Origin of the sequence: Shewanella inventionis (assembly GCF_014641855.1) — a bacterium.
Taxonomy (GTDB): Bacteria; Pseudomonadota; Gammaproteobacteria; order Enterobacterales; family Shewanellaceae; genus Shewanella; species Shewanella inventionis.
Map to the genome: position 1 here is coordinate 46,942 of NZ_BMII01000025.1, position 15,209 is coordinate 62,150.

The 15,209-nt window shown below is 44.0% G+C and carries 12 protein-coding genes; 1 reads left to right on the forward strand and 11 read right to left on the reverse strand.

Annotation, left to right across the window (positions count from 1 at the left end; translation table 11 throughout):
• Positions 1-61: 61 nt before the first annotated feature.
• From gabT to IEW93_RS15060, 11 genes are all read right to left on the reverse strand, one after another.
• Entirely contained in the window at positions 62-1,339 is a 1,278-nt protein-coding gene (gene gabT / locus IEW93_RS15010; RefSeq protein WP_188740116.1) for a 4-aminobutyrate--2-oxoglutarate transaminase, read from the reverse strand.
• An 11-nt stretch (positions 1,340-1,350) separates the two neighbouring features.
• Entirely contained in the window at positions 1,351-2,799 is a 1,449-nt protein-coding gene (gene gabD, locus IEW93_RS15015) for an NADP-dependent succinate-semialdehyde dehydrogenase (RefSeq protein ID WP_188740117.1), read from the reverse strand.
• 72 nt (positions 2,800-2,871) lie between these two features.
• On the reverse strand, positions 2,872-4,158 hold the full coding sequence (locus IEW93_RS15020) for an NAD(P)/FAD-dependent oxidoreductase (RefSeq protein ID WP_188740118.1): 1,287 nt from the start codon (positions 4,156-4,158) through the stop codon (positions 2,872-2,874).
• A gap of 188 nt (positions 4,159-4,346) precedes the next feature.
• Positions 4,347-5,162: an ABC transporter permease subunit gene (locus IEW93_RS15025; protein WP_188740119.1), complete on the reverse strand. Its 816-nt coding sequence runs from the start codon at positions 5,160-5,162 to the stop codon at positions 4,347-4,349.
• Complete coding sequence (locus IEW93_RS15030; RefSeq protein WP_188740120.1) at positions 5,159-6,058, reverse strand: ABC transporter permease subunit; 900 nt, start codon at positions 6,056-6,058, stop codon at positions 5,159-5,161. The genes IEW93_RS15025 and IEW93_RS15030 overlap by 4 nt, the downstream gene beginning before the upstream one ends.
• Positions 6,055-7,191, reverse strand: a complete 1,137-nt coding sequence (gene potA, locus IEW93_RS15035; protein ID WP_188740121.1) for a polyamine ABC transporter ATP-binding protein — start codon at positions 7,189-7,191, stop codon at positions 6,055-6,057. Before potA ends, IEW93_RS15030 begins: the two co-directional genes overlap by 4 nt.
• A gap of 157 nt (positions 7,192-7,348) precedes the next feature.
• The gene (locus tag IEW93_RS15040) at positions 7,349-8,449 is read right to left on the reverse strand and encodes a polyamine ABC transporter substrate-binding protein (RefSeq protein ID WP_188740122.1); all 1,101 of its coding nucleotides are present in this window, start codon (positions 8,447-8,449) and stop codon (positions 7,349-7,351) included.
• Between the two features lie 257 nt (positions 8,450-8,706).
• Entirely contained in the window at positions 8,707-10,092 is a 1,386-nt protein-coding gene (locus IEW93_RS15045; RefSeq protein ID WP_188740123.1) for an aspartate aminotransferase family protein, read from the reverse strand.
• A 126-nt stretch (positions 10,093-10,218) separates the two neighbouring features.
• On the reverse strand, positions 10,219-11,574 hold the full coding sequence (locus IEW93_RS15050) for a glutamine synthetase family protein (RefSeq protein ID WP_188740124.1): 1,356 nt from the start codon (positions 11,572-11,574) through the stop codon (positions 10,219-10,221).
• 2 nt (positions 11,575-11,576) lie between these two features.
• The gene (locus tag IEW93_RS15055; RefSeq protein WP_188740125.1) at positions 11,577-12,341 is read right to left on the reverse strand and encodes a gamma-glutamyl-gamma-aminobutyrate hydrolase family protein; all 765 of its coding nucleotides are present in this window, start codon (positions 12,339-12,341) and stop codon (positions 11,577-11,579) included.
• A gap of 438 nt (positions 12,342-12,779) precedes the next feature.
• Positions 12,780-13,328 (reverse strand): cupin domain-containing protein, encoded by a 549-nt coding sequence (locus IEW93_RS15060; protein ID WP_188740126.1) that lies wholly within the window; start codon positions 13,326-13,328, stop codon positions 12,780-12,782.
• A 230-nt stretch (positions 13,329-13,558) separates the two neighbouring features.
• Here IEW93_RS15060 and IEW93_RS15065 point away from each other — a divergent pair, with 230 nt between their 5' ends.
• Positions 13,559-14,866, forward strand: coding sequence for an NAD(P)/FAD-dependent oxidoreductase (locus tag IEW93_RS15065; protein WP_188740127.1), 1,308 nt, complete (start codon positions 13,559-13,561; stop codon positions 14,864-14,866).
• The last annotated feature ends 343 nt before the right edge of the window (positions 14,867-15,209 follow it).

Sequence of the window (15,209 nt, forward strand, 5' to 3'; positions counted from 1 at the left end):
AAACGGCTAAAAAAAATCCCGCTAAAAGCGGGATTTAATTGATCATTTTTCAAACAGCACCTTAAGACGTAAACACAGCTTGAAATGTGCCATCCATAATCGCTAACCCAGCCTCTATTTGCGCATCTGGTGCCGTTAGAGGCACCAAAACGCGAATAACATTACCGTAGGTGCCACAAGACAATAAAATCAAACCACGGCTGCGAGCCTCCGCTAAAATTTTAGCGCTGTATTGCGGTGCAGGTTGGCCATCTTCCATCAATTCAATGGCGATCATCGCGCCTAAACCACGCACATCTGCAATTTGCGGATATTTAGCCTGCATATCGGTTAATGCAGATTTAAGCTTATTGCCAACATCATTTGCACGAGCTAACAGTTGCTCTTCTTCAAACACTTCAATCACTGCAAGGGCAGCAGCACAGGCTAACGGGCTACCGCCATAAGTGCCACCGAGACCGCCAGCGGTGATCGCGTCCATCACCTCTGCTTTACCAGTAATACCCGACAACGGAAAACCGCCCGCGATAGACTTAGCAAAGGTGGTAATGTCTGCAGCAACACCCATTTGCTCCATCGCAAAAAAGGTGCCTGTGCGGCCAGCGCCGGTTTGCACTTCATCGGCAATAAGCACAATGCCATGGTTGTCGCACAACTCTCGTAAACGCTTCATAAACGATGGCGTAGCAGCATAAAAACCGCCCTCACCTTGCACTGGCTCTAAAATAATAGCCGCTATGTCACTTGGCTCAGCGTCATTTTTAAAAATACGTTCAATTGACTCAATCGCATCGTCTTCACTCACGCCATGCATTTCACAAGGAAACTCTGCACGAAACACATTGGCAGACATTAATCCCATACCTTTACTGTATGGCGCGACCTTACCCGTTAGGGCAAGCGCAGCCATGGTACGGCCATGGTAACCTGAGGTAAATGCAATCACACCTGCTCGTTTTGTGTAAGCTCTTGCCACTTTTACGGCGTTTTCTACCGCTTCAGAACCACTGGTGAATAGCGCTGTCTTTTTGGCGAAATCGCCTGGCACTAGGTGATTCAATTTTTCACACACCGCAATATAACTTTCATAACCTAGTACCATAAAGCAAGTATGCGAAAAGGCATTTAGCTGCTCTGCCACCGCGGCTTTAACTTTAGGATGCAAATGCCCAGTATTGAGCACCGCTATGCCTCCAGCAAAATCAATATACTCGCGACCTTCAACGTCCCACACTGTGGCGTTTTCAGCACGTTCAGTAAAAATAGGGTGAATTTGCCCAACACCTTGAGCTACTGCCGCCTGGCGACGAGCCATTAGTCCATCATTTGTTTTAGTCATTAGCCACTCTCTTAAACTGACATGCAAATATATTTCATTTCAAGGTATTCTTCGATACCAAACTTAGAGCCTTCGCGGCCTAATCCTGAAGATTTAATACCACCAAAGGGTGCCACTTCAGTTGAGATTAAGCCGGTATTCACACCCACCATGCCATACTCAAGTGCTTCTGCGACTTTGTACACAAGGGATATATCACGGCCATAAAAATACGCCGCTAGGCCAAACTCGGTATCGTTTGCTTGCTTAATCACATCATCAACCGTGTCGAACTTAAACAGCGGCGCCAACGGGCCAAAAGTTTCCTCTTTAGCAACCAACATTGTCTTATCGACATCGCGTAAAATGGTAGGCTCAAAGAAAAAACCACCTAAAGTATGGGGCTTGCCGCCAACTACAACACTAGCGCCTTTTGCAACGGCGTCAGCTAAATGGCTTTGCACTTTTGCCACAGCGGCTTGATTGATTAACGGGCCAATATTTACCCCGTCATCTGCGCCGTTACCGACACTGAGCTTGGCTACCGCTGCTGCAAATTTTTGAGCAAACTGCTCGTACACGCCTGCTTGAACATAAATACGATTAGCACAAACACAGGTTTGGCCGGCATTGCGGTATTTTGCAATCATGGCGCCTTCAACCGCGGCGTCAATGTCTGCATCGTCAAACACAATAAACGGCGCATTACCGCCTAGTTCAAGTGACAGTTTTTTAAGTGTAGGCGCGCATTGCTCCATTAACTTAATGCCAACGGCGGTTGAGCCAGTAAACGAGAGTTTACGCACTATTGGGCTTTCGCACAGTGTATTACCAATAGCAATAGCGTCACCAGTAACCACACTAAACACACCAGCAGGAATACCTGCACGGTGGGCAAGCTCAGCTAAAGCTAAAGCGGTAAAAGGCGTTTGCGGGGCAGGCTTAACCACCATAGTACAGCCAGCAGCAAGTGCTGGCGCAGCTTTACGGGTGATCATTGCCGCAGGGAAATTCCACGGTGTAATGGCCGCTGTAACGCCAACAGGTTGCTTAATTACCGTTAACCTTTTATCAGCTTGATGCCCAGGGATCGTATCGCCATATACACGCTTGGCCTCTTCTGCAAACCATTCGATAAACGAGGCGGCATATGTCACCTCGCCTCTGGCTTCAGCTAATGGCTTGCCTTGCTCTGTTGTCATCATGAGCGCAAGGTCGTCGGCATGTTGGTTGATTAATTCAAACCAGCGCCTCAGCTTTTGGCTGCGCTCTTTTGCAGATAGCGCGCGCCAGGCTGGTAGCGCCTTGTTAGCGGCATTGATAGCGACTTGAGTTTCAGCAGCGCCCATAACAGGCACATGGCCAATCAACTCTTGAGTGGCAGGGTTGAGGATAGCAACAGTTTCACCACTGTCTGCACCAACCCAAACACCATCGATATAACATTGCTCGTGCAATAAACTTGGATCATTTAAAATCACAACGCACTCCTACTCAATTTGATAAACAACTTAATTCCTTGTAAATAATCTCAACTTAGTGGTGCGCTTAGACTAAATGCCCAATTTATCGCGCATGGTGTAATACCAGGCCCCTAACGCACTAAAAGGAACACGTAAAGCATGCCCACCAGGGAAGGGGTAATGAGGTAATGCAGCAAAAGCATCAAAACGGGTTGCCTGACCATTGAGCATTTCGGCAATTAATTTACCCGCTAAATGAGTATAGGTAACACCGTGACCACTGCAGCCTTGAGAGTAATAAATGTTATGCCCAATTCGACCCACTTGCGGTAAGCGCGATAAGGTCATTAAAAAGTTACCAGTCCAGGCGTAATCCACTTTAACGCCTTTTAATTGCGGAAAGGTATTTAGCAATTTAGGCATAATCAAGGCTTCAACGTTAGCAGGATCGCGAGCGCCATACACAACACCACCACCAAATATGAGTCGTTTATCTCCACTTAAGCGGTAATAGTCTAGGAGGTAATTACAATCTTCTACACAATAGTCTTGTGGTAACAAGCTGGCAGCAACATCGTCAGATAAAGGCTCAGTGGTGATAACCTGAGTGCCACAAGGCATTGATTTAGCCTGTAACTCTGGCAACAACTTACCTAAGTAAGCATTGCCCGCCACCACCACAAATTTACATTTAACCTGCCCCTTGGCAGTGTGAACCACTGGCGATGCGCCATCGTCGACTTTAATCACTGCCGAGTCTTCAAAAATCAATCCACCCAATGATTCAACGGCACGGGCTTCACCTAATGCAAGATTGAGTGGATGAATATGACCACCGCTTTTATCGAGTAAACCACCAACGTAGAGATCAGTGTCGACCACCTTGCGAATGGCATCTTGATCCATTAGCTCTAGGTGATTGTGATGACCATGAGACTCCCACAATGCTTTTTGAGACCGTAAATGGCCCATTTGCTTGGCGTTCATTGCGGCAAACACGCCGCCATCTTTTAAGTCGCAGTCAATATTGTACTTAGCAATACGATCACGAATAATTTGGCCGCCTTCAAATGCCATTTGTCCAAATAATTTAGCCTGCTCTTTACCGACCACTTTTTCGATGCTGTCGATGTCACGGCTAAATGAGTTAACAATTTGTCCGCCGTTACGCCCCGAAGCGCCCCACCCAATTTTGGCCGCCTCAAGGATAACCACTTTCATACCGCTTTCTAATAAATGCAGCCCAGATGACAGCCCGGTATAACCCGCACCAATGATACAAACATCGGTTTCTATTGACGATTCTAAGCGTGGGCGTTCAACTTTATCGTTAGCCGACGCAGCATAATATGAGCTAGTGTGAGGTGTGGCGGACATAGCACTTCCTTTATGGGTTCTAAACAAAAAACAACTACTTCATCGTACACTTAAGCCTATTTAAAAACTAGCTTAGAAAACATAATTATTGACACTTTGTAGAATATATTTAACACCCTAGGCGTTGCTGTAGCAAAAAAAAAGCCACACTCAAGGAGCGTGGCTTTTATTCAATCTACAAGGCGACATTACTCCATCGCTTCTCTGGATTTTTTTTCTGATCGACGTGCCAAGTACCAAGATAAGAACGCCACCAAGGACACACTTAAAATGATAATCGTCGCCAACGCGTTAATTTTAGGTGATACCCCTAAACGCACCGACGAGAACACCACCATAGGTAATGTTGTCGAACCAGGACCTGATGCAAAGCTGGCTATCACTAAGTCGTCTAACGACAAGCTAAACGACAAAAACCAACCAGCAACGAGAGCTGGAGATATCATCGGCACGGTAATCAAAAAGAAGGTTTTTAACCGAGTCGCACCTAAATCCATTGCGGCTTCTTCAATCGATAAATCCAACTCGCGCAACCTAGACGACACAACAACAGCAACGTATGCAGCACAAAAGGTTGAGTGCGCAATCCACACGGTTACCATGCCCCGCTCAGCAGGCCAACCAAGCAAGTCGGCCATTTCAACAAACAGGAGTAACAGCGACAAACCGGTAATCACCTCTGGCATAACCAAAGGAGCGGTGATCATGTTAGACAAGGTGAGTTTTGCCCACGAGCGACGAAAACGCGTCATCACAAAAGCAGCCATGGTGCCAATAATGACCGCCATTGTGGCACTGTAAAACGCAACTCTTAAGCTGGTCCACACTGCCTCAAGGATTTGGGTGTCTTGAAACAGTTCACCGTACCATTTTGGCGAAAACCCACTCCATACGGTTACCAGTTTGGATTCGTTGAATGAGTAAATCACTAAAATAAACATTGGTGCATATAAAAACAGCAAGCCAAACCACAGCATCACTTTAGAGAAACTTAACTTCTTCATACATCGTTCTCCATATTACGTGACTGATAGCGGTGGAATAAGGTAATTGGAATAATTAACAGCGCTAACATTACGATGGCTAACGACGATGCGACTGGCCAATCACGGTTGTTAAAGAACTCTTGCCACAACACCTTACCAATCATTAATGAATCTGGGCCGCCTAACAACTCAGGGATAACAAACTCACCAACAGCAGGAATAAACACCAACATTGAGCCTGCGATCACACCGCCCATAGATAAAGGTAAGGTGATTTTCCAAAAGGTATTAAAACTGCTTGAGCCCAAATCAGATGCGGCCTCAATTAAGCTTAAATCTAATTTCACCAAGGTGGCATATAAGGGCAAAATCATAAACGGCAAGTAAGCGTAAATAATCCCGATATACACTGCAAAGTTAGTATTAAGCATTTGAATGGGTTCAGAAATCACCCCTAACCACATTAACGCATTATTGATTAAGCCATTGTTACTTAAAATGCCCATCCAAGCGTAAATACGAATTAAGAATGACGTCCATGACGGTAACATCACCAATAACAAAAATACGGTTTGCAACCGAGCAGGGGCTCTGGCAATGGCGTACGCCATCGGAAAACCTAAAATAAGGCAGCCTAATGTAGCGACAAACGCCATTTTTAACGACGTGAGATACGCCATGTAATACATTGAATCTTGCAGTAACAAAAAATAGTTACTTAAATTCAAAGTAATATTAAGCATCTCGTCGACGTAACTAAAGGTGGCTTCATAGGGCGGAATCGCAATCGCCGCAGACGAAAAGCTCAGCTTTAATACAATGGCAAACGGCAGCGCAAAAAACATTAATAACCACAGGTAAGGCACACCCATGGTTAAATAGCGCCCTTTGATTATTTTCAGTGGATTCTTCATGAGTTTAATACAACCCCGCTGCTGTCTTCCCAACTGATGTACACCTCTTCCTCCCACGTGGGGTGGTCAGCACGGCGCTCACGGTTAATCATTGAACATTGCACTATTTGGTTGTTTTTAAGCTTAATGTAATACACAGATAAACCGCCAAGGTAGGCAATATCGTGAACAACACCATGGGCCCAGTTGTATTCACTGGCAGGTTTTTCTCGGGTAATAATGGTTTTTTCTGGGCGCAATGCTAAAAAGATATTTTTATTTTCAAGGCTAGTTGAAATCCCGTGACCAATATAAAACTCACGATCTAATGTTGTTGATTTAATAATGGCATGATCGACTTCGTCGGCAATAATCTCACCTTCAAATAAGTTCACAGTACCAATAAATTCAGCCACCATGCGGCTCACTGGCGACTCGTAAATATCGGTTGGGCTACCAGTTTGGGCAATCCAGCCTTCATGCATAATAGAAATACGGCCAGCCATGGTCATGGCTTCTTCCTGGTCGTGGGTTACCATCACGCAAGTTACGCCTACCGCTTCTAAAATATCAACCACTTCTAACTGCATTTGAGTACGCAGCTTTTTGTCTAACGCGCCCATTGGCTCGTCGAGCAATAATAATTTTGGACGTTTAGCAAGAGAGCGAGCTAACGCCACACGCTGACGCTGACCACCCGATAACTGATGCGGCTTACGCTTGCCGAATTTTTCCATGTGCACCAGTTTAAGCATTTCTTTTACACGTACTTCAATTTCTGCTTTTGGCATTTTGTCTTGCTTAAGACCAAAAGCAATATTTTGCTCTACCGTCATGTGCGGAAACAAAGCATACGATTGAAACATCATATTAATAGGACGTTCGTACGGTGGCATATCAGTTATGTCGACACCATCAAGAAAAATACGCCCGGCAGTCGGTTTTTCAAAGCCAGCTAACATACGCAGCAAAGTAGACTTTCCAGAGCCTGACCCACCTAACAGAGCAAAAATTTCGCCCTTGTTAATGGTCAAAGACACATCATCTACCGCACGTACATCGTCAAATAGCTTACTAACGCGATCAATCTTAACCAGGACTTGTTCTTGCGTCTTTGTGCTTGGTTTATTAGTGACGCCCGAGGTGTTTCCCATAATACTGCTCCGCCTTTTGGAGTATGTGTTGCATAACAGTCGAAAAGTGTTGTTACACACACAGTTAACCATTGTGTAAACAGGCTAAATTAGCCAAATAAAGTATACAAACAAGTGTAATAAAGTAGGGCGAGTTACCTCGCCCTAGTGCATCAGATTATTTGCCTGACTTCACTTTGGTCCAAGCGCGTGTTACCACACGTTGAATTTTCAATGGACGAATGTCGCCAATGTACAGATTGTCAATTACCGCCTGTGGTGGGTATATGGCAGGGTCGTTACGAATGGCTTCGTCTACAAGCTCTTGCGCTGGTACGTTAGGGTTAGCATAAGCAACATAGTTACTAATAGGTGCTATAACGTCTGGGCGTAATAAGTAGTTAATCAGTTTGTGTGCGTTTTCTACGTTAGTGGCATCTTGTGGAATGGCTAACATATCAAACCATAAGTTGGCACCTTCTTTAGGGATAGAGTAACCAATTTTGTTTCCGTTACCGGCTTCATCTGCACGAGCCGCTGCTTGGAATACGTCACCCGAGAAACCAAATGCCACACAAATATCACCGTTCGCTAAATCAGAAATATAACGAGAAGAATGGAAATACGTCACGTAAGGACGAATTTTTGCCAATACTTCAGCGGCTTTTTCATAGTCAGCTGCATTTTTACTGTTAGGATCTAGCCCTAGGTAAATTAACGCCTGTGGCAACATGTCATCCGCTGAGTCGAGCATCGCAAAACCACACGAGCCAATCTTCTCTGCATACTTAGGGTTAAAAATAAGTTCTAGTGAATCAAATGGAGCGTCTTCGCCAATAACGGCTTTCACTTTATCAACGTTGTAACCAATACCATTGGTACCCCACAAGTAAGGTACAGCGTGCTCGTTGTTAGGATCCGCTTTTTGCAACTGCTTCATTAAATCAGGCTTTAAGTTGGCATAATTAGTCAACTTAGTGCGGTCTAACTTTTGGAATGCGCCCGCAATAACTTGCTTAGCTAAAAAGTGATTTGAAGGCACAACAATATCGTAGCCACTGCGGCCAGACAGTAACTTAGCTTCTAGCACTTCGTTGCTGTCAAACACGTCATAAATGACTTTGATGCCGGTTTCTTTTTCAAAATTAGCCAATGTATCTTCGGCGATATAATCTGACCAGTTATACATTTTGACCACTTCCTCGGCCTGAATCGCAGTGCTTGCAAACACACTTGCAGTGATGAGGGCCAATGTGGATAGTTTGTTTCGTAGCTTCATACTTTCTCCCTTTTGGATAATGGTCAGATTGTACTGACATTCGTTTTTTTCGCTGTAATACCAGCGTGTAAAATCTTCCTTCTACTGAAAGAAATTATCCAATGCTACAACTTAACTATGCATCGGTATGATTACAGCAACGGCATCCGCTCCTATAATTTTGCGGATTTTATCAAAAACATTTTCGATTACTAGATCGCAGAAATGTTTTTGGTTAAAAAATCACAAATTTACAATATTCATTCATCACCCAAGTGTCACTTATCTTGAACATATTGATATGTATCATTCAACGCTTGGGTTGCCATGGCCACTAACGCATCTATTTCTGCGTGATTAATGGTCAATGGCGGTGAAATAATCATGGTGTCGCCTACAGAGCGCATCACCAAACCATGCTTTATGCAGGCGTCGCGACAAAACGTGCCAACACCTACATTTGAATCAAATCGTTGATGCGTGGCTTTATCTTTTACTAACTCAATGGCCGCAACCAAGCCAATACCACGCACTTCACCCACTAACGGATGCTCGGCCAATTGCTGCAATGCCGATTGTAAATACGGCGAAGTGTCTTTGGCCACGCGCTCAACGAGCTTTTCTTGCTCAATAATACGAATATTTTCTAATGCGGCAGCCGCGGCAACAGGATGCCCTGAGTAGGTAAAACCGTGAGTAAACTCTCCGCAATCTTGCTTTATCACATCGGCGACGCGATCTGACACTATGACGCCACCCATGGGTACGTACCCCGAGGTCATGCCTTTAGCAATAGAGATTAAATCTGGTTGTAAATCAAAATAATCGGCGGCAAACCATTTACCAGTACGGCCAAAACCACTAATCACTTCATCCAGAATAAATAAAATATCGTACTTAGCTAAAATACGTTTAATTTCAGGCCAATATGTCGATGGTGGAATAATCACGCCGCCAGCACCTTGAAAAGGCTCTGCGATAAATGCCGCGACATTGTCTTCACCTAATTCAACAATTTTAGCCTCAAGTGCTTGAGCCGCTTGCAAACCAAAATCTTCAGGTGATAAGCCTTTACCTTCTGCGTACCAATAAGGTTGGGCAATATGCACAACACCAGGAATAGGTAAATCACCTTGCTCATGCATACCCGACATGCCACCTAAACTGGCACCGGCAACAGTAGAGCCATGGTAGGCATTAATACGGCTAATAATGGTTTTCTTATTGGGTTTTCCTTTAAGATCCCAATAACGCCTCACCATACGCAAATTAGTGTCATTTGACTCAGAACCTGAACCAGTAAAAAACACATTATTCATATGGGGAGGGGCAAGTGACGCTATTTTTTGCGCCAACTCAATAGCCGGTGGATGTGAACACTGAAAGAAACTGTTATAAAACGGCAATTGCTGCATTTGCTTTGCAACAGCATCAACAATGGACTGACGACCGTAGCCAACATTGACACACCACAATCCCGCCATTGCATCGAGCAACTTATGGCCCATGACGTCCCACAAATAAACCCCTTCTGCACGTTCAATAACTCGAGTGCCCTTTTCAGCTAAGCCTTTCGAGTCGGTAAATGGGTGCATAAAATGGTGCTTATCTGCCGTTTGTAAATCGGCAAGTTTTTGCTGCTGTTTTAATGATGGTGTTGGCATACTTGTATCCTTTCAAGCAGATAACAAAAAGTCTTTGTTATCTGCATATCCACAACCAAAAGCACTATCTATATTGGCTTTTTAACGTTGACTCTTGTTAATCTCGGTTTTTATACAAAGCGATAATTACACTGTTAGTAATAAAAACTCACGTTCCCACGAGCTCACTACACGCCTAAAGTTTTCAAGCTCAGCTTGTTTAACCGCCACAAACCCTGTGGTAAATGACTGGCCTAAATACTCAATACAGGCTTCGCTCTCTTGCATAACCATTAGCGCTTCTTCTAATGTGACAGGCAGGTAGTTTTCGTTATTGGTACGGCTTTCATTTGCACGACCACTTACAGGCGTTGATGGGCGTAAGTTTTTATCCATACCAATAAAACCACATAACAGACTCGCTGCAATCGCCAAGTAGCAGTTAGCATCGGCACCAGGAATTCGGTTTTCGATACGGCGGTTTTGTGGTGATGATTCAGGAATTCGTAATCCGCAGGTGCGGTTTTCAACACCCCACTCCAAGTTTACCGGTGCAGATGTACCCGGTAAAAAACGACGGAATGAGTTCGCATTGGGCGCCATGAGAGGTAATAACTCAGGAATATAGGTCTGCAAGCCTGCAATGTAATTTAAAAATAACTGGCTTTGGGTGCCGTCTTCTTTGGTAAAAATATTTTTACCGGTTTTTTTATCAATCACGCTTTGATGAATGTGCATTGCACTGCCCGGTTCATCGGTAACAGGCTTAGCCATAAAGGTGGCACACACATCATGCTTTAGCGCGGCTTCACGTAGAGTGCGTTTAAACACAAACACCTGGTCGGCTAACTCAAGCGGATTACCATGGCTAAAGTTGATTTCCATTTGTGCTGGACCATCTTCATGGATCAAGGTGTCAATATCTAACCCTTGTGCTTCACACCAATCGTACATGTCTTCAAATAACGGATCGTATTCATTGGCAGCATCAATTGAAAACGACTGACGGCCAGCCTCAGGACGGCCAGAGCGGCCAATAGGTGGCTTTAAAGGTAAATCGTGATCATCAGAGCGCTTAGTTAAATAAAACTCCATTTCTGGGGCAATAACGGGCTCCCAGCCTTTATCCTCATACATTTTAAGTACTCTTTTGAGCACATTACGAGGCGACAATTCAATAGGATTACCCATGCGGTCATAACAATCATGAATAACTTGCGCGGTTGCTTCTACTGTCCATGGCAACATGAACACAGCGTTTTCGTCTGGCACACACACAAAATCGATATCTGCATCGTCGAGCAACGAATAAAATATTTCATCATCGATATAGTCGCCGGTCACGGTTTGCAATAACACGCTTTCTGGTAGGCGCATGCCTTTTTCATCGATGAATTTATCAACTGGCGCAATTTTACCGCGCGCAATCCCTGTCATATCACTGATGACACATTCAACTTCGGTAATTTTTTTTTCTTTTAAAAAAGCGATTAACTTATCCATTTTTATCTCACTTGTGTTGCTGCATGTTGCCTGCAAGCTTGCCCGAATGCCTCGAAAATAGCCGAATAAAACGCATTTTCGGTTACTTTCCATTCAGGATGCCACTGGACACCTAATGCAAAATTTTTGGCATTTTTCACTGAAAATGCTTCAACTAATCCGTCTGGAGCAAATGCTTCTGGCTGTAACCCCTCACCTAGACGCTCCACGCCTTGAGTATGAACAGAGTTAACCTCTGCAGTGTCACAGCCCCATGCATCGTGAAGTAGCCCGCCAGCGACCAAATTAATTTGATGTGATGGCCCATATTGCACATCAAGAGCAGCATGCTTGTCTTCTCTATGTTCAATATATGTGCCAACTTCATGTAATTTTTGATACAGACTGCCGCCATACACCACATTCATTTCTTGAAAGCCACGGCAAATACCCAAAACAGGGATCCCCAAATCAATCGCGGCTTTAATTAACGGTAAGGTTGTAGCGTCACGCTTGGCGTCATGGTGAGTGCCTTCTTCACTAGGCAAGCCTTGATAATGATGAGGTTCTACATTGGATGGCGAACCTGTAAACAAAATGCCGTCGAGTCGAGAAAGTAAGCTTTCTGTTGGTAAATCAATACCTAAAGATGGGATAACTAAAGGAAAACCTTTAGCACCATTGACAACACTGAGTAAATATTTTTCACCCACGATATTAAACGGATGTAAGCCAATTTGATGATTACAGGCTATTACCCCAATAAGAGGAGGACTTGATTGAGACATATCTCACCTTTAGCAAAGAAGAGTGATGAACTTATTGTTTATGTGTTCATTTTTTCACACACTACACGCATTTTTTTAGCTAGGCAAGAGGAGATAAGATGATAAAAATAAAACCCCACAAAAACACATCAGTAACGTTTAACTGACCTCAGTATTAAAATAATTGTCCAGAGTTAAATGGCCATACCATGGTCTACATTGCACCATAATAGTGCTCAAAATGCACAGTAAAAGGGCTGTCATTGCTTTATATTATTTACACCTTCCTTACCGGCTGTAATGCTATGGCGTCCACTTTATGGAGTAAAAAACGTTATACTCATCAACGCATAAATGAGCAAAAAAATGAGTACATCACAGTAAAACAGTGTGAGTTAATTGCAGAAAAGGTGGGGGATAAAAGCGCTTTATTGTCAATTATCCCTTTTTGATGATGAGTTAAAAATCGGCTGGCGTGGTTGCGCTGACTAAACGGCAGGGTTCATCAAATGGATTTCGAAAACGGTGTGGCTGCTGGCTATTAAAATAATAACTGTCACCTTTTTCTAAAATAAACACTTCTTCGCCCACAGTGACTTCTAATTTGCCTTCTACAATGACCCCGCCTTCTTCGCCCTCATGTTGCAGCATGTCTGGACCGGTATCAGAATTAATGGGGTATGTTTCGCTCATTAAAGACATGGCACGATTAGGGTAATCTCGGCCGATTAACTTATAGACAAGATCACCCGTACCGATATCAAGTAATTCATTGGCACGATAAACCACTTTTTGATCGCCAATAGAACCATCATCTATTGAGAAAAAATCCACAAGTGACATTGGGATCCCAGCCAGCACTTTTTTTAGCGAGCTGACAGATGGGCTTACGCTGTTTTTTTCTATCATTGAAATTGTGCTATTAGTCACCCCAGCGCGTTTCGCTAACTCACGCTGTGATAAACCTTTCAACTTACGAACAGCTTTTAGGCTTGCACCAATGTCCAAATTCGTTCTCCTAGATTGGATAGGTAAATAATCATGTAACGTGTTGTAGATTATTAACACTTATACAACACTCAATATCAATTAATCACGTTAGCAGGCATAAATCAAAGGAATTGTATTTTACATCAAATAAGTGTTAAATAAAATGCACACCTTGTGCATCTTTTTTCCTTAATCGCTATTAGTTTTTACGTTATTGACCGCAAGAAAATCAATAACATGGAGTCTTTATGTCAGTAAAATCCCCTATTCACAGCCAACACTATCCAGACTCCTTTTATGTAGCGACGGCTAACAATCTATTTGAATACCCCAAATTAACAGAAAACATCAACGTCGATGTGTGCATTATTGGCGGAGGATTTAGTGGTATCAACACCGCCATTGAGCTAAGACAACGCGGCTATAGCGTCGCGTTATTAGAAGCAAAACGGATTGGTTGGGGTGCCTCCGGCCGCAATGGCGGTGAACTCATCCGCGGAATAGGTCATGATGCAAGCCAATTTAAAAACGAAATTGGTGAACAAGGCGTAAAATCAATTCAACAAATGGGGTTTGAGGCTGTTGAAATTGTGATTGATCGCATTAACGAGCACAGCATCGATTGCGATCTGCACATGGGCTATTGCGACCTTGCAGTAAAACCCAGGCACATGGATGATTTAGCCGAAGAATATCAAGATCTTAAAAACCAAGGTTATCAAAAACCAATTAAACTGCTAAATCGCAACCAAATTGGTGAGGTCATTGGCTCCGACTTTTACCAAGGCGCGCTTGTCGACATGGGCAGTGGCCATTTGCACCCGCTAAATTTAGCTTTAGGCGAGGCACGAGTCGCACGAGAGTTAGGCGCGCAATTATTTGAGTACAGCGCCGCTGAAAAAATCATTAAAGGTGATAAACCCAAAGTGATAACAGCGCAAGGTCAGGTAACCTGTGACTACTTAGTCATTGCTGGCAACGGTTATATCGGCAATACGTTAAGCCCTTACCTTGGCGGTAAAGTATTACCCACAGGCACGTATTTACTGGCTACTGAGCCTTTAACATCACAGCAATGTGCCAGTATTATTCCGCAAAATATGGCATTTGCAGACATGCGGGTAGCGTTAGATTATTTTCATTTATCAGCAGATCGCCGATTATTATTTGGCGGTTTATGCACCTATTCAGGCAAAGACCCAAAAAATATTGAAGCAGCTTTAAGGCCCAATCTTGAAAAGGTATTTCCACAACTTAAAGGCGTTAAAATTGATTATGAGTGGGGCGGCATGATGGGTATTGGAGCTAACCGCATGCCACAAATAGGCCGTTTACCTGACGCGGCTAACATCTACTTTGCCCAGGCCTATGCTGGCCACGGCGTTAATGCCACCCACATGGCTGCAAGATTAATTGCCGAAGCCATTAGTCAACAGTCACAACGTATCGATGTGTTTAACGACATTAAACACATCACCTTTCCAGGCGGCCCAATGCTAAGATCACCGATGCTCGCAGCAGGTATGTTGTATCACAGAATGAAAGATTTACTCTAGAGTAGTTGGATTTGCTGCCGGCTGGCAAAGGGTCAACCTTTGCATCTTTTTTATGGCCTACGGCCACTAACATTGTGGCGCTTAGCCCACACCTGAGCAAGAGCAGCCAACGAAAGCAGGACGCTATTTTAGAAGCTACCTAACTCAGACTAAATTGAGCTGTTTGTAATGGCCTGCGGCCACTAACGTCGTGGCGCTTCGCCCACACCAGACCAAGAGGAAACCAACGGCTGTTCCCTCTTTACTCTTTATAAAAGAATTGGCCCAGCCGCCACATCAAAATTATCATTCTTGTTACCAAACAATAGCTGCGATAATTTCGCGACGTGGTCAGATCCAGCTT